Source organism: Streptomyces sp. B3I8 (assembly GCF_030816915.1).
In the GTDB taxonomy this organism is placed as follows: Bacteria; Actinomycetota; Actinomycetes; order Streptomycetales; family Streptomycetaceae; genus Streptomyces.
Genome location: NZ_JAUSYN010000002.1, coordinates 5,935,240 through 5,955,232, shown reverse-complemented (window position 1 = coordinate 5,955,232; position 19,993 = coordinate 5,935,240). Strand labels below are relative to the sequence as shown.

At 70.3% G+C, this 19,993-nt stretch carries 28 protein-coding genes; 7 read left to right on the top strand and 21 right to left on the bottom strand.

Annotated features, from left to right (window positions below; all coding sequences use genetic code 11):
* Nucleotides 1-725 precede the first annotated feature (725 nt).
* The 6 genes from QFZ64_RS28550 (at nucleotide 726) to QFZ64_RS28525 (ending at nucleotide 3,638) form a co-directional block, all read left to right on the top strand.
* Nucleotides 726-1,163, top strand: a complete 438-nt coding sequence (locus tag QFZ64_RS28550; RefSeq protein WP_307070382.1) for a DUF6233 domain-containing protein — start codon at nucleotides 726-728, stop codon at nucleotides 1,161-1,163.
* Between the two features lie 190 nt (nucleotides 1,164-1,353).
* Nucleotides 1,354-2,181 (top strand): sugar nucleotide-binding protein, encoded by an 828-nt coding sequence (locus QFZ64_RS28545; RefSeq protein WP_148007409.1) that lies wholly within the window; start codon nucleotides 1,354-1,356, stop codon nucleotides 2,179-2,181.
* A 180-nt stretch (nucleotides 2,182-2,361) separates the two neighbouring features.
* On the top strand, nucleotides 2,362-2,529 hold the full coding sequence (locus tag QFZ64_RS28540) for a hypothetical protein (RefSeq protein ID WP_187285483.1): 168 nt from the start codon (nucleotides 2,362-2,364) through the stop codon (nucleotides 2,527-2,529).
* Between the two features lie 3 nt (nucleotides 2,530-2,532).
* Nucleotides 2,533-2,925, top strand: a complete 393-nt coding sequence (locus QFZ64_RS28535) for a hypothetical protein (RefSeq protein WP_307070381.1) — start codon at nucleotides 2,533-2,535, stop codon at nucleotides 2,923-2,925.
* Nucleotides 2,926-3,015: 90 nt separating this feature from the next.
* Nucleotides 3,016-3,300 (top strand): nucleotidyltransferase domain-containing protein, encoded by a 285-nt coding sequence (locus QFZ64_RS28530; protein ID WP_307071902.1) that lies wholly within the window; start codon nucleotides 3,016-3,018, stop codon nucleotides 3,298-3,300.
* Nucleotides 3,192-3,638, top strand: coding sequence for a hypothetical protein (locus QFZ64_RS28525; protein WP_307071983.1), 447 nt, complete (start codon nucleotides 3,192-3,194; stop codon nucleotides 3,636-3,638). The genes QFZ64_RS28530 and QFZ64_RS28525 overlap by 109 nt, the downstream gene beginning before the upstream one ends.
* A 28-nt stretch (nucleotides 3,639-3,666) precedes the next feature.
* On the opposite strand, the gene QFZ64_RS28520 is transcribed toward QFZ64_RS28525, so the two are convergent.
* The gene (locus QFZ64_RS28520) at nucleotides 3,667-4,023 is read right to left on the bottom strand and encodes a GFA family protein (protein WP_261994389.1); all 357 of its coding nucleotides are present in this window, start codon (nucleotides 4,021-4,023) and stop codon (nucleotides 3,667-3,669) included.
* A gap of 484 nt (nucleotides 4,024-4,507) precedes the next feature.
* Here QFZ64_RS28520 and QFZ64_RS28515 point away from each other — a divergent pair, with 484 nt between their 5' ends.
* Nucleotides 4,508-4,654, top strand: coding sequence for a hypothetical protein (locus QFZ64_RS28515; RefSeq protein WP_187285482.1), 147 nt, complete (start codon nucleotides 4,508-4,510; stop codon nucleotides 4,652-4,654).
* A 118-nt stretch (nucleotides 4,655-4,772) separates the two neighbouring features.
* Here QFZ64_RS28515 and QFZ64_RS28510 read toward each other — a convergent pair whose 3' ends face one another.
* The 20 genes from QFZ64_RS28510 to QFZ64_RS28415 form a co-directional block, all read right to left on the bottom strand.
* The gene (locus QFZ64_RS28510; RefSeq protein ID WP_148007406.1) at nucleotides 4,773-5,792 is read right to left on the bottom strand and encodes a SpaA isopeptide-forming pilin-related protein; all 1,020 of its coding nucleotides are present in this window, start codon (nucleotides 5,790-5,792) and stop codon (nucleotides 4,773-4,775) included.
* Nucleotides 5,793-5,829: 37 nt separating this feature from the next.
* The gene (locus tag QFZ64_RS28505) at nucleotides 5,830-6,615 is read right to left on the bottom strand and encodes a DUF317 domain-containing protein (protein WP_148007405.1); all 786 of its coding nucleotides are present in this window, start codon (nucleotides 6,613-6,615) and stop codon (nucleotides 5,830-5,832) included.
* A 58-nt stretch (nucleotides 6,616-6,673) separates the two neighbouring features.
* Entirely contained in the window at nucleotides 6,674-7,156 is a 483-nt protein-coding gene (locus tag QFZ64_RS28500; protein WP_148007404.1) for a hypothetical protein, read from the bottom strand.
* A gap of 28 nt (nucleotides 7,157-7,184) precedes the next feature.
* Nucleotides 7,185-8,054: a DUF317 domain-containing protein gene (locus QFZ64_RS28495; protein ID WP_307070380.1), complete on the bottom strand. Its 870-nt coding sequence runs from the start codon at nucleotides 8,052-8,054 to the stop codon at nucleotides 7,185-7,187.
* 24 nt (nucleotides 8,055-8,078) lie between these two features.
* Entirely contained in the window at nucleotides 8,079-8,699 is a 621-nt protein-coding gene (locus QFZ64_RS28490) for an HAD family phosphatase (protein WP_307070379.1), read from the bottom strand.
* On the bottom strand, nucleotides 8,696-9,841 hold the full coding sequence (locus QFZ64_RS28485; protein WP_307070378.1) for an MFS transporter: 1,146 nt from the start codon (nucleotides 9,839-9,841) through the stop codon (nucleotides 8,696-8,698). Before QFZ64_RS28485 ends, QFZ64_RS28490 begins: the two co-directional genes overlap by 4 nt.
* Entirely contained in the window at nucleotides 9,838-11,064 is a 1,227-nt protein-coding gene (locus tag QFZ64_RS28480) for an ATP-grasp domain-containing protein (protein WP_307071901.1), read from the bottom strand. The genes QFZ64_RS28485 and QFZ64_RS28480 overlap by 4 nt, the downstream gene beginning before the upstream one ends.
* 275 nt (nucleotides 11,065-11,339) lie before the next feature.
* Nucleotides 11,340-11,642: a hypothetical protein gene (locus tag QFZ64_RS28475; protein ID WP_148007400.1), complete on the bottom strand. Its 303-nt coding sequence runs from the start codon at nucleotides 11,640-11,642 to the stop codon at nucleotides 11,340-11,342.
* 32 nt (nucleotides 11,643-11,674) lie between these two features.
* The gene (locus QFZ64_RS28470) at nucleotides 11,675-12,910 is read right to left on the bottom strand and encodes an MFS transporter (RefSeq protein WP_148007399.1); all 1,236 of its coding nucleotides are present in this window, start codon (nucleotides 12,908-12,910) and stop codon (nucleotides 11,675-11,677) included.
* Nucleotides 12,907-13,425, bottom strand: a complete 519-nt coding sequence (locus tag QFZ64_RS28465; protein ID WP_148007398.1) for a regulator — start codon at nucleotides 13,423-13,425, stop codon at nucleotides 12,907-12,909. The genes QFZ64_RS28470 and QFZ64_RS28465 overlap by 4 nt, the downstream gene beginning before the upstream one ends.
* On the bottom strand, nucleotides 13,422-14,264 hold the full coding sequence (locus QFZ64_RS28460; RefSeq protein ID WP_148007397.1) for a winged helix-turn-helix transcriptional regulator: 843 nt from the start codon (nucleotides 14,262-14,264) through the stop codon (nucleotides 13,422-13,424). The genes QFZ64_RS28465 and QFZ64_RS28460 overlap by 4 nt, the downstream gene beginning before the upstream one ends.
* A gap of 41 nt (nucleotides 14,265-14,305) precedes the next feature.
* Entirely contained in the window at nucleotides 14,306-14,716 is a 411-nt protein-coding gene (locus QFZ64_RS28455; RefSeq protein ID WP_307070377.1) for a hypothetical protein, read from the bottom strand.
* A 9-nt stretch (nucleotides 14,717-14,725) separates the two neighbouring features.
* Nucleotides 14,726-15,169 (bottom strand): hypothetical protein, encoded by a 444-nt coding sequence (locus QFZ64_RS28450; protein ID WP_148007396.1) that lies wholly within the window; start codon nucleotides 15,167-15,169, stop codon nucleotides 14,726-14,728.
* The gene (locus QFZ64_RS28445) at nucleotides 15,166-15,648 is read right to left on the bottom strand and encodes a hypothetical protein (protein WP_307070376.1); all 483 of its coding nucleotides are present in this window, start codon (nucleotides 15,646-15,648) and stop codon (nucleotides 15,166-15,168) included. Before QFZ64_RS28445 ends, QFZ64_RS28450 begins: the two co-directional genes overlap by 4 nt.
* 99 nt (nucleotides 15,649-15,747) lie before the next feature.
* Entirely contained in the window at nucleotides 15,748-16,095 is a 348-nt protein-coding gene (locus QFZ64_RS28440; RefSeq protein WP_245726839.1) for an SH3 domain-containing protein, read from the bottom strand.
* Between the two features lie 147 nt (nucleotides 16,096-16,242).
* Nucleotides 16,243-16,989: a hypothetical protein gene (locus QFZ64_RS28435; protein WP_307070375.1), complete on the bottom strand. Its 747-nt coding sequence runs from the start codon at nucleotides 16,987-16,989 to the stop codon at nucleotides 16,243-16,245.
* Between the two features lie 17 nt (nucleotides 16,990-17,006).
* Nucleotides 17,007-17,705, bottom strand: a complete 699-nt coding sequence (locus QFZ64_RS28430; protein ID WP_307070374.1) for a hypothetical protein — start codon at nucleotides 17,703-17,705, stop codon at nucleotides 17,007-17,009.
* Between the two features lie 17 nt (nucleotides 17,706-17,722).
* Nucleotides 17,723-18,208 (bottom strand): hypothetical protein, encoded by a 486-nt coding sequence (locus tag QFZ64_RS28425; RefSeq protein ID WP_307070373.1) that lies wholly within the window; start codon nucleotides 18,206-18,208, stop codon nucleotides 17,723-17,725.
* Entirely contained in the window at nucleotides 18,205-18,756 is a 552-nt protein-coding gene (locus tag QFZ64_RS28420; protein ID WP_307071900.1) for a DUF4913 domain-containing protein, read from the bottom strand. The genes QFZ64_RS28425 and QFZ64_RS28420 overlap by 4 nt, the downstream gene beginning before the upstream one ends.
* Nucleotides 18,757-19,006: 250 nt before the next feature.
* Nucleotides 19,007-19,762: a site-specific DNA-methyltransferase gene (locus QFZ64_RS28415; RefSeq protein ID WP_067230008.1), complete on the bottom strand. Its 756-nt coding sequence runs from the start codon at nucleotides 19,760-19,762 to the stop codon at nucleotides 19,007-19,009.
* Between the last annotated feature and the right edge of the window lie 231 nt (nucleotides 19,763-19,993).

Sequence of the window (19,993 nt, the reverse complement as noted above, 5' to 3'; positions counted from 1 at the left end):
CTGGCTGACGCGATGGAAACGCCTCACCTCAACCTCAAGCAATTCGGAGTTCTCGCTAGACGAAAATCGCATCTCGCATAGTAAAAGTTCTCTCTATGACGTCCATCGGACCGCCCAGCCCACTCTGCAGCCGTGCGTCGGCCGACCGCAGTGTCCGGCCACGCGCGGCGAATCGCGCGAGGGACGCGCCCGCCGGTCCGGCGCTCCACAGGAGCGGCTACGTCGTCGCCCCGAATCCGGCTGGCGTGTCCGTCGCAGCGCTGCCACCGCTCCGAACAGCAGAACGGCGCCCGTCGAGGCCCGTACTTCTTATGCTCCGGACGGGTACGCCTTGACCCTCAGGGCGGAAACCATCGGCTGCCCATGACCCCCGGTCACCAGGCCCGTCCGGCGCAGCGCCCGGCTAGGCGCGGAAATGAGTGCCGCCGCGGCCACCCAACACGCGCAGTGGCCAAGTGGCGCGCTCAGTCACACCCAGGGGGGCGGCCGGGACTCTACCGGGTCGCATCGAAAATCGAACACATGATTGGATTCGGTCATGCGATCGATTCCCGACGACCTCGCGCGAGCACAGGAGGAGTGGCACGCCGCCTACGGGCAACTCGCTGCGTGTCCTCGGACCGCGCTGCGCAGACGACTGATCCGCCTGTCGTCGCAGGTACTGTTCCACCCTTACTGGCAGGGTCGGCGGTCAGCGGCCTGGGCAGCGCTGCACGGTGAGCGCCGTGTCCGAACCTCCTCCTAGCCCGCCGCTGCCGCCCGACCCCCGTCGGCTCCGGGTCATCCTCGCGCACCTCGCCGAGGAGATCGCTGACAACGAAACGGTCGCCACCTACCTTCGGCTCCAGCGGGAGGCTGTTCTCGCTGCGCTCGGACGCGCCGAACGGCCGCCGCAGCAGCAGCGGCCGGGGCGCAAGGTGAAAGGCGCAGGACCGTTGCCGGCGTTCACTCCTCCGCCCGCGAGGGCCGGGTACGTCGTGCAGCAGAAGCGCACCACACACGGCCCGGAGCCCGCCTTCATCCACCTGGCCGACTGCACCATGTTCGAGGGAACACCGCACCCGATCAGGGCTGATGAGGCGCGGGCCGCCCTCACCGACCCCACCATTACTGCGTGCACATTCTGCAGACCGGACACCGAGCTGGGCATCGACCTGGCGTGACTTCCCCGGCCGACCACGAGCCGCCGGCCGCCGGGGGGACCTGGGTTTGATGTGTGGACGGGGTGGCGCAGCACATCGCCGTGCGGGCTGACCGGACCGTTGTCGGCCGGTTGCCCGGCTGCCTGCCGGATGCGCTGCTCTCGCCGAACTTCCCGCGAGTGAGTCCGCGAGTCCCATATCGTGTCCCGGCATGACGGTCTTGATCGTTGGCGGCAGCGGGTTCCTCGGCAACGAGCTGGTCCGCCAGGCGTCAGAGGCGGGACACGTGACGGCCGCGACGTTCGCTACCCGCCCCGGATCTGCCCCGCGCGCCGCCTGGCGTGCCCTTGATATGAGGGATGCAGGGCGTGTGGAGGCCGTGGTGGCGGAGACGAAACCGCGCGTCATCATCAACACCACGAGTGGCGGGCCCGACTGGGCGGTGACGGCGGAGGGGCCAGTCCGGCTGGCATTGGCTGCTGCGCGGTACGGGTGCCGGCTGGTCCATGTGTCGAGTGACGCGGTGTTCTCCGGTTCCAGCGTCAGCTACGACGAGTCGCGACTGCCCGATCCTGTCACCCCCTACGGCGCGGCAAAGGCCGCGGCCGAGACCGGTGTCGGCCTCGTGAACCCGGGCGCCGTCATTGCCCGCACTTCGCTGATCATCGGCGACCAGCGTTCCGAGCACGTGCGGACGGTGCACGACCTGGTGTCGGGCAGGCGGGACGGAGTGCTCTTCACGGACGACGTCCGCTGCCCCGTCCATGTAGGAGATCTGGCCGCCGCTCTCCTGGAATTGGCTGCCTCCGATGCCCGCGGCGTGCGCCACCTGGCGGGAGCCGATGCCCTCAGCCGTCACGAACTCGGTGTCCTCATCGCGCGTCGCGACGGGCTCGACGCCTCCCGGCTGAAGACAGGGCTGCGCAGCGAGGCGGGAATTCCTGGCGGACTCGACATCCGTCTTGACTGCCGCGCGAGCCAGCGCGAGCTAAGAACCTCCCTGCGCGGCGCCCGGCAGTTCCTCGCGGAGGGAACCTGAGAGGTTACGGCCGGCCGTCACTGATGCGGTCGATGTCCTCGGAGGGTACGAAACCGAGCACGTCTTCGTCGCGCAGCAGGCCAAACGCACAATCGTGGGACCTTGCGTGAAAGCTCGGCGGTGAGCTGACACCTGGGCCTAGGGTCGTCGGGCACATAGTCGTACGAGAGGTGTCACGCGATGCCTGAGCGGATCTGGCGCCCCATCGGCATGCTGGAGTCCTTCGTCGATCACACCCGACGCCGGACGGCTGAGGAAATGTCCAGGGGCACCATCGACAGAGTGGTGGCTGCCTCGGATGCGGGGCTGGGCTTGGCGTCGCTGCTCGGCGAGCGGCAGGGGGTGTAGACGGTGGGGCGGACGAAGAAGAACAGGCCGCGGCGCGAGGGGTCCGGCATTCCCAACAGGGTCATCACCGCGGAGGAGGCGGCGGAGCACAGGCGCGCCGTCGCGGCGGCCGACGTGCTGGAGCTGCCGGTCATTGCCTCCGAGCAAGAGACGGGCCTGGTCCTGGACGTGGCAGCCGTCGGCATCGACGGCGCCGGCCTGATCACCGGGGCGGAACCCGCGTATGTGCGTTGCACCGACCACAAGCTCTACCGGCTCCCGCAGTCGCTGCGGGAATGGGCGAGCACGGTGGTGGCCACGCACCTGGCTCACCGGCAGGCCGGACACCCGTCGATGTTCCCGTGCCGGGTCGAGTTCGGGATCCTCAATGGCGGGGCGTACGCCGAACTGCTGTAGCCCTCCCACGGTCAGTGCCGTGTCTACCCTGGCGCCTGTGCGAAGGAGACGGATGTGAAGCGGGCTCGGGCCGTGGAACTGGTTGAACAGATGATTCGCCGGCTCGACGGGGACACCAGTTGGCCGTTGGCCCTGGTGCAGGAGGTCTGGCTCTTCGGGAGTTTCGCGCGTGGCGCCCTGGAGCCGCACGACGTCGACGTGGCGGTGCGTTTCGAGCGTGACGAGCGGATGGACCAAGGTCGTCGTCCAGTCCCTGCTCTCCGGGCGTGGCAATCCCTACGCCGCTTCGCCGCGCGCTCGCGGGCACTTCCCGCGGGCTGCAGTTCCAGTTCGAGAATTCCGCGCGCGAGCAGCTTGAGGCCGAGGGAACGGTGATGCTCCCCCTGTGGCAGCGGGGCCACACGCTCACCCAGGCCCTTGCCGTGCTGCACGGGATCGCCGCGGATCCGACCGCTGGCCGGGCCGAGCGTCACGACATGATCGCCGCGTTCGACGGCCTCGACCGCTACATCCCCCGCCCCGTGCGGGCAAGGCTGATCGAGTGGCAGCAGCAGGGGTTCATATCCATCTCCCGCATCGAACTGCCAGACGCACCGGAAGACACCGATCTGCTGGCGAGCCCGGACATGCGGTGGGCCTTCCGACGGTGGGGCGATGACAGTCCACTGCGGCGCGCGGCCCTGGCGGGCCTGGCTCACATGCAGAACGCGTGAGTCATGCGTGGAGGCTAGCCGCATACCGTCACGTGCGGCGTTGCGGGTCGGGCGCGAGCGTGATGGTCATCCAGGGCGCCGCTGCTTCGCGGTAGCTGTGTCCGACCGGGGCCAGTTCGGCGCTGCGGGTGAGGCTGAAGATCGTGACCATGATCGTGTCCGAGCCGTCTGCGACGGAGGTGAGCTGGGTGCGGCAGCGCTGGCAGGATCCTCGGTGCAGAGTCGGCCAAGTGGAGAAGTAGGTCGGCGCTCCTGCCGGGCCCGTCCACTTCAGGGCGTCCTTGTGGAACCCAACCCATGCCATCGCCGGCGAACCGGACAGCCGCGTGCAGTGCTCGCACGAGCACAGGTGGGGGTCATCGGGGATGCCGAACGCCTCGTACACATGGTCGCCGCACTGGCAGCTCCCACTCCACTGGTCGGGCACGACGATCGACTCGGCTACGGGAACGACTCCTCTGCGTGCGAGAACGCTGGTTCGGTGGCAGTGTGCCGCACCCCTACGCTCTCGCGCTGGTGTTCGGCGCCCCGCGGCCCGAACGGGACAGCGAATCCACCCCTGACGGTGAACGTCCTTGGTTGCGTGACATGTTGGGCGGTCGCACCGCAGCGCGAGACACCCCGGGAAGAGGCGCTCCGTACTTCACAGTGCGTGCCTCGCCGCGAGAGCAGCAGGGGTCGACCCACCCTTCAGTTTCGAGTGACGTCCGTCACAGTTGAACAGAAGTGGCCACGAAGAAGCGTCACCGGCAGCCGGGATGCCTCAACGCACCTGACCAGCGCACCTCTTGATGCTGACGCGTATAACTTACCTAACCCCCTTCAATGGGTAAATTAGTGCATAAGATCACATCTTGTACTGTCTCCGCATGGACCACGCCACGCTGTTCGCGACCTTCTCCAGTCCGTTTCTTGCCTTGCTGACGGTGCTGTTCGCCGTAGCCCTGTCGCACCCCGAACCAGAGGTCAGGGTGCGGGCGGAGCGACTGCTGGCGGTGATCTTCCGAAGCCGGTAGATCGACCCGACGGCCAACCTGCACAAGGACTCACCTGTCCGTTCCTGCAACTACCGACGACATAGCCCCCGGAATCCTCGGCGGATTGCGGGGGCTATGCGCGGTGGGGCAGTTGGGGTTATTTCTCGGCGGAGCCGTTGTCGGTGGAGCCGTCCGTGCGCCGTCGGCGGGCGACGATGAGGGCACCTCCGCCGGCAGCGATCAGCACTGCCGCGCCGCCGATCAGCCACGGGATGCCGTCAGCTCCGGTGTGGGCGAGGGAGCCCGTCGGCGCCTTCGGTGTGGAGTTGCCTACCGGGGTTGCGGCAGCGGTGGAGGAGTCGAGATCCGATGTGTCGCTGCCCGGCGCGGAGGGCGTGGACCCACCGGTACCGCTGCTCGGCTCGCCCGAACTGGACGGGTGGTCGGTGGGCTTGTGCGTCGGCTTGTCCGAGGGGTCGGGCTTCGGGTCGGTGGCGGTCTTGGCGTTGGTGACGGTCACGGTCACCGGGGCGCCGGGACCAGCGGTGAACGTATTGGTCGGCTTGTAGAGGTCGTAGCCGGCGGGGGCCTTGATCTCCTTGACCCAGAACTGCGTCTTCCGGCTCGACACGGGCAACTCTCCGGAGGCCGTGCCCCTGGCTCCTGTGGTCAGGGTGAGCAGCGTCGAGGTGCCGGTGCCGATGTTCACGGTCGCTCCGGGCAGAAGCTCGCCGGTCTTGTCGTCCTTGGCCTGCAGGCGGACCTTGGCGGCCTTGAACGGATCGGTGACGGTCAGCCGGGTGGTCGCGCCCGGCGTGACAATGACGTCCTGATCGGCGACGACCTCGTGGAGCGCGTCGGACGCCGTCTGCTTGAGCCGGTAGACACCCGGCGCAAGGTCTGGGAAGGACAACTTCCCTTGTGCGTCGGTCTTCCCACGTCCGGCCTCTGCGCCGGCGGAGTCGAGCAGCAGGAACGCGGCACCGGGAAGCACATCCCCGGCCGTGTCCTTGCTGGTGATCTCAACGCTGCCCCCGTCCGGGGCCGCTGTCTCGGCGGGAGCGGCAGAAGCCAAGGGGGTCGGTTCGGAGGGCTGGGCGCTCGCGGTCGGCGACCAGATGAAGGGGCCGGTCACCGCGACGGCGACAGCAGCGGATCGGACGAGGCGTGCGTGCACGAGGAAGAGGACTCCTTGAGGCAGGGGGCGGGGAAGGTCATCGGGTCCGACCAGGGACCGGCGCAGGAGGCGCTGGGGCGACATGCGTGGTGCCCTGCGGCTGCTTGGCTGCCGGAGTAGCGACGTAGAGGGCGCGGCGGGTCTGGGCAGGGACATCCTGGACGGTGCGCTGCAGCGCTTCAGTGGAGATGAGCGAGGCGGTGAAGGCCGCGATGAGCGTGGTGGGAGTGCCGAACGAGAAGCGTGCCCTCCAGTGCGGCTCGCTGGGGTACCCGCCCCAGGCCCGCCAGGCTGGCCCGCTGGAGCCGCTGGTGGCGTAGCGGTGGCGTATACCTCCGAGTCCCTCCGGGGTGAGGAAGGTCTGTGTGCCGTCGGTCTTGACGGCGTGGCTCCAACCGCGGGTGAGCAATGGCGCGTACACCTCGTGCGGCGCCGTCTCGTCTTGGAACAGCCGGTCCTGGTCGCTGTGCCGGTCTTCGAGGTAGAGGTCGAGCAACTCGGTGTGGACATCGTGCAGCAGCTCGGCGGGAGTGGTGGCGTCGAAGGTGATCTGCCAGGTCGGCTCGGTGAACGGGGCCCGGTGGGCATTGACGGTCCACGTGCCGCTGCCGGGCTTTTCGGGCTGGGGGTCGAAGGTGGTCTGTAGTCGCAGGCACGGGCTGAACGCGGCGGCCGTGCCTGCGTCGGTCTGGGCGAACGGCCAGCCCTCGTCGAAGGGGAAGGCCCACACGGTTCGGGGGTCAGCCGCCCCGGGGCCGGCGAGGTGACGGGGCAGGACCTTCACGCTCTGGGCCGGGTCGAGGTTCTCGAAGGAGTGGGTCATCGCGGGCGGGGCTCCTGCTGGGAGAGTGCGAACGCCGGGGCTGGCGGGGTGGCGCAGCTCAACGTGCGCGGGTGCCGCTGCGTGCGGCCGGCAGGGTGGGAGCCGGGTGCGCGGTCCGGCCTGCGGCGCGGCTCGGCGCGGACTCGGTCCAGGCGCCGGGGAACCAGACGGCTGCGTACCTCTGGATGGCGTCGCGCAGTCCCGTGGTGTCGGCGCCCTCCCATGGGGGCTGGCCCGGCTTGGCGAGCGTGATGTTGAAGGTGTCCGGCATGTTGCGGTGGTGCAGGGCTCCCTTACGGCGGTGGAAGGTGCCGTGGTCGGCGAAGCTGAGTGCTACGGCGTCGATCTTTCCTCGGTCCACGTGCATCACGGTCAGACGCAGACCGCCGTACGTGTTCCTGTACATCGTGTCTGTGAAGCTGATCTGCAGACGTAGCGGTGCGTCCGCGATGGGGGTGGCGTAGTAGGTGTTGCCCACGGCAGTTCCGCTGGGGAAGGGAAGGCGGAGTTCGGCGAAGAACTCGGGGGCTCGCAGGGACAAGGGGGTCCTCCGGTTAGACGGGCTGGTTCTACCGGCGGGGGCCTGGCAGGGCCGGTCGGCTGGTGGTGCTCCAGCGCGGAACGCTGGCTGCGGGCAGCGCTGCAGGGCGCCGGGAGGCGGCAGCCCGCCGCACGTCAAGCGGGGTTGGGGCCGGCGGTCCGGGCGGGAGAATCGGGGTCAGCTCAGCCATGCCTTTGATGTAGCTGAAGGTCTCCTCGCGCCACCGGGGCAGTGGAGCCGGGTCGGCGACGCACTGGGTGACGGCGGCGAGCAGGGCGACGGGGGTGTCGGTGCTGGCCGTGGCGTACCAGACGGGCCGGTCGATGGAGTTGCCCGCCCACAGCTGCCAGCGGGCGTCGCGCGTGGTCAGTTCGGCTTCCGGGTCGATGTCGCCGGTGGTGAACTCCAGGCCGGCGAGTCCGTCCGGGGCCTGGATGGCGAAGACGCCCCAGCGCGGGCGGTCGATCTCCCAACCCTGTTTCAGCAGGGGTACGACGGCGAGGAAGGGGTCGTGCTCGTCGGTCCCGGAGACCGGCCGGGCGAGGTAGGCGTCCGGACCCTGCTGGTACGCCGTGACGAGGGCGGTGGTGAACGCCTGGACGAATTCGGTAGGGACGCGGTCGTTGAAACAGACGCCCCAGGTCGGTGGCCCGAACGGATCGCGGTAGGCGTTGATGCGCCAGAGCCCGTCGTCCTCGCCCTCAGGGAGGTAGCCCAGGCGGATCTTGCGGTCGGGGGCGTTGACGTAGGCGTTGCCGAGGTCGTCGTGATGGAGGTCCCAGCCGAGGTCGATGAGCGGGGCGAGAGCTGGGTCGCCGATTCCGGTGGTAGAGGCGAGGTGGCGCGGGGAGACGAAGACGTCTCCGTCAATCGTGCGCAGGTCGTCGTGAGAGGTCACAGGTTCCTGAAGGGTGAAGGCGGGTCAGGCAGCGAGCGCCAGTGCTTCTTGGAGGGCCTTGCTGGAGCCGGTGTAGTGCAGCGTCCGCAGGCCCAGGCGGGCGGCGGCCTGGCAGTTGTCGGCGCGGTCGTCCACGAACAGAACGCGTCGTGGATCGCGAACTCCGGATGCTCGCAGGGCGTGGTGGTAGGCGGCCGGGTCGGGCTTGCACACCTGCAGTCGGGCTGAGTACAGCGCCTGGGTCATCAAGCGTCGCCACCCGTGGGTGTCGAGCACGGTACTGAGATGGGCGGGTGCGTTGGACAGCAGCACCATGCGCAGTCCGGTGGCGTGAGCGCGGCGGAGGACAGCCAGGACGCTCTCGTCGGTCTCGGTCCACATGGCCGTGTCCGCGGCAAGGAGTTCGCGCAGCAGGCGGGAGCCGGGGTGGGCGCCAAGGACGCGCGCCCAGTACGCCAGGTCGCTGAGCTGGCCGGCGTCGTAGAGGTCGCGGGCGTTCCAGAAGGCCCGTTGGAAGCCTGCGAGATCGGCTTCGGGCCAGGAGGCGGTGTGGGCCAGTCGAAGCCAGTGGGCGCGGGTGGGCTGAAGTCCGATGACGCCGTTGTAGTCGAGGATGACGGCATCGAGTCTGGTGGGGCGGGTCAAGGGGCAGTGTTCTCCAGAGCGCGACGGGCGAAGGTGGCGAGAGCGGCTGCGAGGAGGGCGGGCAGCAGCAGGGCTGTGGGCAGGGTGGTGATACTGGCGAGGGCGCCGATGAGGGCGGGGCCGGCGAGCAGGCCGAGGTAGCCGGTGACGGAAACCGTGGCGACGGCCCTCGGCCCGTGGCTCCCGGCGGCGGTGATCAGGGAGGGGACGGTGCCGGACAGGCCGAGCCCGAACACGGCCCAGCCGGCCAGCGCCGCAGGCACGATGTCGGCCAGGACGCCGGTGGCCAGTCCGGCTGCGGCGAGCACCGCGCCGACGCGGACCACGGCAGGGGCACCGAAGCGGGTCGTGAGCCGGTCGCCGGTCAGCCGGCCGATCGCCATGCCGGTGCTGTAAAGGGCGAAGGCACTCGCGGCAACAGCCGTATTGGCGTGCAGGGCGTGCACATGCACGGCGGCCCAGTCGGCTGCCGCTCCCTCCCCCATCAGGCTGGCAGCCGCCAGCACCCCCAGCAGCCATACCCTCCCCGGCGCCCGGTCCCGATCGGTCCCCTGGGGGTCGAAGGTCTCGGGGTCGGCGCCGCTCAGCGTGAGGGTGCGCGGCCCGGCCACGAGCACGCTCGCCGTCAGCGCAGCGCCGACCGCCAGGAACAGAGCGCTGTGGGCGGTGCCGGCGGTGGCGGCGGCCAGGGCGGCGCCGCCCAGCGCACCGATCGAGTACGCGGCGTGCAGGGACGACATGATGGGCTTGCCGTAGGCGGTCTGACAGCGGACCGCCCCGGTGTTGGCGGCGACGTCCAGGACACCGTGCGCGGCGCCAAAGGCCAGCGCCGCTGCGAGCAGCGATGCCAGAGTCCGGCATTTCCCCAACAGGGCGAGTGCTGCTGCCAGTGCGACAGCTCCGCCGATCAGGAGCGCGGGAAGGCGTTCGGGCCGGGCGAGCCGGCCGCCGGCCTGCAGTCCGGCGACCATGCCGACAGCGGCGGCGAGCAGGACGAGGGAGAGGCTGCCGGTGGTGAGGTGGGCGGCGTTCTGGACGGCCGGCATCCGGGCGCCCCAGAGAGCCATTACCACGCCCAGGCCGAGGAAGTAGCCGGTCAGCAGGGCACGGCCGCGCCGGAGGGAAGCGTCGGTGCGGCTCATGCGGGGCGCCCACCGGCAACAGGCTCGTGGGCCGGGCGGGGCTCGACGCGGACCTGGATGCGGCGGACCGTTTCCTCGGCGCGGGCCTGTGCGAGGTCCGCAGTGGGCGCGGTGGTGATCAGGTAGCCGATCCGCGCGGTCCACATGTTGCCGCCGTCGGCCGGGAGAAGCAGCTGGTCGCCAACCTGGTGCTGGAAGTGCACGCGGTCCAGCCAGTCCGGGTTGACGCTGTCGAAGCCGAGGTGGAGCAGGGTGCCGGAGGTGTCCGGGTAGAGCAGCTGGATCGCGGCGGACGAGGACCGGGTGGGGGTGAGGTCGGGGGCCCGGCCGCAGGCGATGTCGGCGGCGGCGCGCGGCAGGTCGATGCCCGTGGCGAGTCGCACGAGGTGGCCGATCATGTCGCCGGCGATCCGGCCGTTGACCTCGACGAGCCGTGGCCGGCCGTCGACCAGCCGCATCTCGACATGGCAGACGCCGTCGGTGATCCCCAGAGCGCGGATCGCGGCCCGCGCCACGGGGGTCACCACGTCCAGCAGCGGGTCGGCGGCGTCCACGCAATGGGCCAGTTCCTCGAAGAAGGGCGGGGCGCTGACCGTCTTGCGGGTGACCGCGACCACGGTGGTCTCGCCGCGGTAGGTGACGCACTCGACCGACACCTCGGGCCCGTCGAGATACTCCTCCACGAGCACGCTGGTGGACTCCTGCCCGAGCCCGGCCGTCTGGTCGGCGAACGCGAAGGCAGCGGTGAGCTGTTCGGGGGTGTCAGCACGGATCACGCCGATACTGGCCGCGTGCGCGGCGGGCTTCAGCACGAGCGGGTAGCCGATCTGCTGGGCCGCCGCCACGGCCTCGGCCAGGGTGCGCACGCTCACCGAAGCAGCCGACGGCACGCCGTGCCGTGCGAACAGCGCACGCGACGTGGCCTTGTTGCGGCACGCCTGCATGGCCTCCGGGGTGGTGGTGCGCAGGCCGAGCTGGCGTGCAAGGCGGGCCACGGGGACGAGGTACCACTCGGTCCAGGTGAAGACCCCGGCCAGGTCATACCGTTCGGCCAGGGCCCGGCCGGCCGCGGACAGCTCCGCCTGGTCGGTCGGATCGGACACGACCACGTAGTCCCGCAGGTACGGCACCTCCCACGACGGCTCTTCGCCAGTGATCAAAACAACGTCATACGCGGCGGCCACGGACTGAAGGCAGTACCCGCGGTACGCCTCGGCCTCCATGTCGGCCGCGGCAACGATCAAGGCGACGGGACGATCGGACAAGAGCAAGCTCCTTGGGGTCGGAGGGCGGCAATGCGGTGGGCATGAGGCGGCGGACTGCAGCGGCAGAGGACGGCTGCTCAGCGAGCAGCCGACGCGCGGCCGGCGGCGTGGTGCGACTTCGGGCCGAGGCTGCTCGCGCAGCCCGCAGACTGCGGGGGTCACTCACGAGGCGGCCCGGCAGGCGGCCTTCGTCCGGCCGAACAAGGCGCGGAAGCGATGGAAGGGAGGGATGGTCAGGCGGCGCGGCGGCGACGCAGTTCGAACACGCTGGCCCAGTGGGGGTGGTCGTCGATCAGGCGGCGGGCGTAGAGGGCGGTGAAGTTGTTGTTCAGCCCGGCGACTCCGTACGGGAGTTGGCGGCGTAGGTCCTCGAAGAGGTCCTTGAGGCTGACCCGCGTGGCGCCGGCGGCCAAGCGGCGGGCGGCCATGCGTTCCAGGGCGCGGTAGACGTGCGGGTTGTGCGCGTCGAAGGCGTTGAACTGCTCGGTGATGGTGCGACCGCTGGCGCGGTTCATCCCGAGGACGGTGGGGGGCATGAGGTTCTCCACAGGCTGGGGGCGCAGCAGGGTCAGGTGCGCAGGGCGGGATCGGTGCGCAGGCGGGCGAAGGCGCAGAAGAGGCCGAGGGCCTGCAGGGCGGCGCAGGCGGTGATGACGTGGCCTAGTTCGTCGGGCGGGGTAAGCGCGGTGAGTACGCCGGCGACGGGGAAGGGCAGCAGGAGGATGAGGATGGTCGCCGACAGGGTGCTGCCGAACTTCTCTGGGGGGATCAGGCGGGAGCGCAGGGTGCGCAGGACCACCGTCATGCCGCCGTCTGCCGCCATGAGGACCGCGACCAGGACCAGGTAGCACAGGTAGTCGGGGGCCTGGGCGGCGGCGAGACAGACGAGCGAGGCGAGGGCTGCGCAGGTGGCGCCGACCGGCCACAGGCCCAGGCGGTCCAGTGCGAACCGGCAGAGCGTGACGCTGAGGAGTGTTGCGCCGGCGGCTGCGGACCAGACCAGGCCGACGGCAGTGGTGGACCGCCCGAAGTGCGCGACGACGATCACCGGACCGGCCGCCTGGAGGAGCCCGGTGGCCAGGTTGGACAGAGTCAGTCCGGCCACGAGCCAACCGAGTGCGGGCAGCGAGCGGATGGTGTGCCACCCGGTGAGGAGGCCGGCGCCGGGCCGCCCCTTCGGCGCGCGGGCCGGGGCGACTGGCGAGGGGGGTGTGCGCAGAGCGAGCAGCGCGGCAAGCAGCGAAAGCACGGTGATCACCGCGAGCATCGGCGGCGGCCCGGCGAGCAGGAGCAGCCCGGCGAGCGCCGGGCCGGCCAGCGTCGCGGTCTGGTCGATACCGAGCAGCACCGCCTGGACACGGTGAGCGCGTGCACCTGCCCGGCGGCCGGCGGCGGCGCCCGCGGTCTCGGCCGCGATGTAACTGCACTCGGTGAGCACGCCGGTGGCCGCCGCGAGCACCATCACGGTCACGCTCGCCACGGCGCCGGACGGGTGGAGATGGAGAAGGACCGCGCCGACGGCGAGAACCAAAGCGCGTCCCAGGGAGGCGAGGTGGAAGACCACGGATGCCCCGCGCCGGTCGACGACCGATCCGGCCCACCCGAACGCCGCCAGGCGCGGGATCCACTCCAGGGCGAACGCGGCGCCCGTCAGCGCGGCGGAGCGCGTGGTGGCCAGGACCAGCAATGGGATGCCGTAGGTGGACATCGCGAACGCGAGGGCGTCCGCCGTGCGCGGCAGGTAGATGCTGCGCATCAGCCCGGCGGAGTGGCGCGCGTGCCGGGGTGTGACCGCTACGCTCACGCGACCGGCTCGGGATCGGAAAGGGCGGTGACCTGCGGGTTCGCGGCCAGCCACTGGAGCAGGAGGGCACAGAGCCGGGCCAGGTCTTCCTCGGCCTCCGCGCCGGGTAGGCCCCGGGCGGACAACCGTGCGAGGCTGTCGGCGCCCTCGGTCGCGAGCGAGGGCGTCAGCAGGTCGAGGACGTGGTGGACGCGGTTGCTGAACTCGCAGACCGGTGACGGGGAGGCGTGGCGTCTCGACCAGCGCGCAGCCGTGTCGTACAGGTCGGCCAACTCCGACCCAGCGTCTGTGAGTTCCAGGCCGGTGCCGGGCGCGGTCCGGACGAGGCCGCGAGCGCGGGCTGTTTCGGTCGCGTGCCGCAGTTGATGGGTGGAGAGGTCGGCGAGGGTGTCGGCCAAGCGTCGTGGCGGTATCGCCCCGTTGTCGTCGATCTCGGTGACCAGGCGAATCAAGGAGCGAGAGGCCAGTAGATCGACCGCATTGCGTACTTCGGCGGTGGTGAAGAGGGTGGTCATCGGCGCGGGCCTCCCGCCGGGACGGCCGCCTTCGGGCGGGCGGTCGTGGCATGGGAGAAGAGATCGCGGTTCTGCCAGGCCGGAGCGGATTCGCCTGTCCGGGTTGGGGATATCGCCGCGGGCTCCGGGCGGGACTGGCTGCTGACCCACGGCCTCGACGCGGGCTTCGCCAGCGGGTGCCCCCAGACCGGGTGGTGGGCCGCCTGGTCGAGGGGCTGCCCGGCGGACCACGCGGACAAGGCGCCGAGAACTGGGCCCAGGCCGTCGCCTGCAGCGGACAGCCGGTACGGCTGGCCGGCGCCTTCGGTGTCGACCAGGCCGTCGGCCACGAGCTGCCGCAGCGGCGGGTACACGTTGGTCCAGTCGCTGTTGGGCATCACGATCCGGGCCAGCGCCCGGCCGCTGACCTCCTTGCGCGACTTCAGTACCCACAGGATGGCAGCGGCGTGCCGCCGGGTGAGCAGGGTGAGGCTGTCCTCGATCTGCTCGATCGCGGGCAGCGGGCAGTCCGCCGTTTCCAGATGTTCTTCGGCCCAGGTGACGATCATCGGCAGGACCGGCAGCAGGGCAGCACCACGCTCGGTGTGGCCGTAGGTCACGTGGCGTGCGGTGTGTTCGGTGCGCTCGACGAGACCGGCGTTGCACAGCGACTGGAGCTTGGGGTGGAGCTGGCCGTTCTGCAGCCAGGACACCTTGGCCGCCAACTCGCTATAGCGCAGTGGCGGGCCGGAGAGTGCCAGCAAGATCCTCACGTTCCAGCGTGGGGTGATCATGGCGAGGACTTCGGTGACCCGGGCGATGTCGATGTCGGTGTCAGGTGGCAGAGCGGTGATGGCCAAGGGAGGAACTCCTGGGTGGATGAGGGGGGAACTGCCTGCGGTCAGCGGCTGTGCGCCGGGCTCTGCACCGGGATGGGCGGAGCCGGTAGCGGCGGTGACGGTGCCGGCGGGGACGGCGCTGGGGCCGGGGCACGGGCGAGGCTTTGCAGGACGGCGGCGACCGACTTGGCCTGGACGTCGCGGACGGCGACGGCTTCGGCGAGCCGTCGCGCACCGTCGAGAAGGTGGGCGACCTCGTGCCGACCGATCTGCCGCTCGGGGAGGATGAGCCGGGCGAGGTGGTCGCGGTGGAAGTCGATGCTGCGCTCGGCGAGCGCGAGGTCGTGGTGCATGCCGAGCAGGGCGGAGAGCATGCCGGGCGGCTGGCCCTCGGCGTAGGCGGTGAGGTCGGCGAGCGGTGCGCCGTACAGGTCCTCGATCCGTCCGGCAATCTCGGTGGACGTGAGGGGCAAGCGGGGCTTTCAGGGTCGGCGGGCCCGCGCCGCCCCGGCACGCGGTGGTGCCGGGGCGGCAGACGGAGGCAGGGTGGCGGTGGCCTTGAGCTGCTTCATGCGGACGGGCCGGGCCTGCTGGTCGGGCGGGGGCATCGTGCGTAGCAGTTCGCCGAGGGCCGCGCGGTAACCGTCGCGGGCATCGAGCGCTGCCTCCAGCCACTGCGCGTCGAAGCGGAGCTTGTCCGCCGACAGCTCGCCCATGTCGCGGTCCGGGTCCATGTCCGCGTGCACGCGATCGCGAACAAGGGCCACCTGCTCCTCGGTCAGAGCCAGGAACGAACGCAATTCCAGGGCACGGGCGAGGGCCGGAGAGGCATCGTGGCCGACAGCTGCCTCGTGCAGATCAGGAACCGTACCGCCGAAGACCTTCTGCAGGTCGGCGTCCATAGTGCTGGCCTTGACCGGGCTCATCGAACAGCCCTTCCCGCCCGCCCCGCCGTCGCCGGCACGGGTGTACCCGCGGGTCGGTGAGGAGCGCTGGTCTGCACCGCCGGACCAGTTCGAGGGCGAAGGCGGGCGAGCCGTTCGGCGGCGAGGTCCTTCTTACCCGGAGCGTCCGGGTCGAGGAGCCACCGGACGACCAGGGCCCGGCCGTCGCGGGCAGTGACGGCCGCGTTCACGCGGTGGGCGAGACCCATCGTCGGGTCGTCGACCTCGCTGGGTTGGGTTTCCAGCGCGGCGAGGAGGTCGTCCTCCGCGTGGTCGAGCACGGATTGGGCCTCGACGAGGAGGCCGTGCCACTTGACGACATCGGTGGCGTCAGGATTCGCCAGCGGCGCGGCGGTGACCGCGGCCTTCAACTGGTCCATGTCCATGCCGAAGCGCGCTTCGATCCGTTCGGTGAGCACGCCGACGACATCCTCAGCGTCATCGAATATGCCGTCGGACAAAAGGGGAACTCCTGTTCTGGAAAGGCCGATGCCTGGAGGAATACGAGAGGCAGCCGTGCTCGGCGACTCAACTGCTTTCGGGCCGCCTATTGGGGCCTGTCAGTCGAGGCACATTCGGACGTCGCGGTAGACGTACGTGCCGGAGACCCAGCCCTTGACGCCGGTCGTCTTGTCCGTGATGTAGAGCCAGTTGCCGCTCTTCCTGGCCACGCTGAACTTGTGGCTGCTGTAGAGCACGCCGAGCGCGGTGGACTTCGAGCTGGCCTTGGACCGGATGGTCACAGCCTTGGTGTGCACCGCGTACGGCAGCGGCGGCTTGGACGAGCAGCTGCTCGCCGGGGCCGCGGAGACGGCAGCGGGTGCCGCGTTGGCGGTGGTGGCGGAGAGTACCGGCAGCGCGAGCGCGCCGAGCATCGCTGCGGATATGGCAATTCGGGTGGAGCGCATGCGAAAGAAACCTCCGTGAAGGCATAGGGATTGCGTGGAAGGCACCGCGGGTGTTGTCCCGGCGGCTGTATAAGAGTCCGGAGAATCGCCGGTTTGGCTAACCGGCGATCGTCGGCTATGTTGCGCCGCCGTAGGCGGCGGCGGGGCTCAGCGAGCCCGGCCGGGCGGGCGCGGAGCAGGGGACTTCGCCACACCGACTGAGCGGCTGCCGGCGGCTGCCAGGCGGACCGGTGGCAGAGAGTCGGCCTCGCCGGCAATCCGGTCGTCGCACCACTGCAAGGCGTCCTCGACCGTGGCGAAGCCGCCCTCTCGAAGCGTGCGCGTCCAGGCGCCGGTGTCGACCTCTTCGACGATGACGCGGAACGGCGAAGGGGCTCGCTCGTCCAGGGCGCGCAGTGCCACGACGGTCACCATGTCGTCGGGGTCGTCGCAGGTGTAGGAGTAGCCCATGGCGTAGTGGTCGCCGTCGCCCGCGAGGCGTCGTTCCAGTGCACGTGTCGCCTCGTCCGCCGGCTGCGGGCCGAACTCGGGGTTTAGGCCGATGGCGTCGTGCGGGCAGCCGCGGTGGATGAGCCAGGACTGCGCCATCGCGGGCAGCGGCAGGGGGGCCTGCTCGAAGGCGAACGTCCGCTGCTCACGGTCCCGTTGCAGATGAACGGCGAGGACCTGCGGCATACCGGGGTGTCCCCAGGTGGCGGTGCGGTCGAACAGGACGTAGTAGCTGTGCGCGCCGTCGGGGGTGTGGTGTTCGGCGAGGGGGACGAGCATGTCCTCGCGGACGGCGACCTTGCGGTAGAAGTCGCGGTACATCTCCTCGTCGGCGTCGAAGTCGTCCAGCTCGAAGTCGACCTGGGGGATGGACTTCCGGGACGCCGGTTCGGTGGGAGGCAACAAGGGCCTTTCGGTGGAGTTCAGCGCCGCTGTGCCGGGGTGGACGGCGACGCGCCGGGGCGGGCCGGGAGCTTGGATGGCTGGGTCGTGGGGGTCCGCCGGGCGGCGAACAGTGCGGCCCGTCCGGTGTCGGTGAGGGTGACCGGCTGGCCGGCGTGCACGGGGTGGCCGGTGTCCCGGACGACCAGGCCGGCATCCTCCAGCCGCTGGAGCTTGGCGTGAGGAATGCGGGTGCCGGAGGCCGCGGTCACGGACATCCGGCCGGTTAGAAGGTGTTCGTAGAGCTTGGCGCCGCCGGCGATGGCGAGCAGCGCGGCCTGGTCGTCCGTCGAGAGCTGCTGCGCGCGGGGCGTCGAGGCCGCGGCAGCGGCCTCGATCGGCTTCAGCGCGGCGAGGACCTTCCGGGCAGCGGCGTCACGCTGGTCTCTGGCCTCGTCCAGCTGGTCCACGGTGCGGTCGATGCGGGTGAACAGGGCGTCGTCGACGTCGAACTCGCCGCTGGACAGGCGGTGGAGGAGGCGGAGGTAGAAGGTGACGCCGGTCTGGGTCTTGGCCAGTTCGCGGTGCCGGTCGACCAGGTGGGCGTGGGGCTCGTCGAGGACGCCGCGGTCGCGGTAGGACCACAGGGTGTCAATGTCGTGGCCGGTCACGGCTTCGAGGCGATGGTCGAGCGGGGACACCGCACGCCGGGCTGGTAGCGGCGCGGGTTCAGGGGGCATAGGCGACGCTCCGTGCGTCAGCGGGTGTGGTGGTGCGCGGGGTTGTGTGCGGGACGGGGCAGACCCGGCAGTGCGGTGGGCGGCGGACCGGACCGGGGCGCGGGAGTGCGGGTGGTCAGCTGCGGGGAACGGGAGCGGGCCGCGTGGGTGCGGGCGCTCAGCGGCCGGCGGGTCATCCCCAGGCGGCGGCCGACCTCGTCGTAGACGTCGTTGCCCGCGCGCGGCCGGACGGCGACGACGTGGATCTCCTTCTGATGTGCGGACTCCGCGGGTGCCGGACGGACGCCGTAGACGACGCGCCAGTCCTTCCGGGAGTCCACGAAAAGCTTTCGATAGCCCTCCAGGTCGCCGTCGAGGCGCAGTCCGAAGCGCTGTGCGTTCACGACTTCCTGCAGGTAAGCGAGGGTGAGGTCGCGGATATCGCTGGGGGCCTGGAGGAGATCGGTCAGCGCTCGGGGGTCGAAGCTCAGTCCGAAGGCGGGCTGTCCCACTCCCGCGTTCATGACGTCGGCTCGTCCGGCTCGGCGGCGCCGGCGGCTTCCGCCGTGGACGCCGTCTCCGTCCGTACGGACGGCGGCGGGCCGGGCAGAAGACGGTGCGCGGGCCGGTCGGGAGATGTCATGCAGGCCGACAGCGGGCCACCCGGCGCGCGGATCGCCGCAACGGCGTGGGTGAGGAAGTCCCGGTGCCACACGAACAGACCGCTCAATCCGACTTCGGAGTCCTTGTGCTGCTGGTAGGCGAGCCACAGGGCGTGGAGCCAGGCCACGACGTCGTCGTGCTCCTGCCATTGCAGGCACCAGGGCGCCGCGGTGGTGACCTCCGCTCCGTAGACCGGGAGGAAGAAGTCGTCGACCCAGTCGCTGAGCGCGTCGAGTTCGTCCTCGCGCTCCTCTCCGTCCAGCTCCAGGATCGGGCGGGGCTCTGGCGGAGCGGCGGGAGCAGGCCCACCGAACCCCGGCATGCCGAAGGCCGCGAACGGCGATCCGCCCGGCGCCGGCGAGGACGCGAGATGGTCGAGCTGTTGGGCCTGCTGAGCCGACTGCTCCATGAGCCGTCGGACGCTCGCCTCGATCCCCTCCAATTGCGGGTCCGGGACGCGAACCGGCTCCAATTCCCCGCTGCCTGCGGGTTCTATGGATTCGGGCATGAAAAGTACGGCCTCCTACGAGACGCGAGATGGCAGGTGGGCGGAATCCACGGCGCACGGACCCGCCGGAGGGTTGCACGAACGTCCCGGCGGGATCCGGAAAAGACTGGGAGGGTGCGCGGGGCTCCGGAGCGAAATACAGCGGAGCGGATCAGACGGTGAGAACCACGTCGTCCTGGGTGAGCGTTTCACGGATCGTCTCGGTGAGCCGGTCGGCCGCGATCGACGCGTAGTGCTCGGTTTTCTCCACGCCGATGAAGTCGCGGCCTTCCAGCAGGGCGGCGACGCCCGTGGAGCCGGAGCCGGCGCAGAAGTCGAGAACCGTGCCGCCCTCGGGGCTGATCTTGACCAGCTCGCGCATCACCTCGACGGGCTTCTGCGTGATGTGCTGACGCTTCGCCCCCGAAGGCTGCGACGCGCTGTAGAGGCCGGGCAGGTAGACGGGGTTGCGGGAGCCGTCGATCGCTCCCTTGGACGCCCAGACGATGAATTCACAGTTCTGGGTGAACCGGCCCTTCTGCGGCCTGGCCTGCGGCTTGTGCCAGGCCAACACTCCGCGCCAGAGCCATCCGGCCGCCTGGATCGCGTCCGTGGTGACGGGGAGCTGGCGCCAGTCGGTGAACAGCAGCGCGGTGCCGCCGCTGCGGGTGAGGCGGTGGGCTTCGGTCATGATCTGCGTCAGCCAGAACCCGTACGACCTTTGGTCCATGTTCTCGCCGGTGAAGTCCGGCAGAGCGTGCTGGGCGGCACCGGAGGTGTACTTCTGCTTCGCGGAGCGGGTGGTGCGCTCCTTCGCGGTCCGCCCGCCGGAGTTGTACGGCGGGTCGGTGATGACGGAGTCGACGCAACCGTCCGGGAGGCCGGCGAGAACGCTGAGGGCGTCGCCCTGGTGCAGGGAAAAAGGCAAAGAGGAACCCCTATTCGGGTGCGGAATCGCGGAGGGAACTGCCCGTCTCGTGCAGAAACCTCGCGGGCCGGAAGTGGGCATACAGAAGCCCAGGGCCACAGACCGAGGTGGGAGAGAGGGAGTCCAAAAACTGTAGAGGCGAATCCGCCGACGACCAAGAAGTGCTGTGCTGGGGTATCGGATTCCGGCACCTCACGCCGACTTTTTGGTCAACCGCCGATCTGCGCCTAC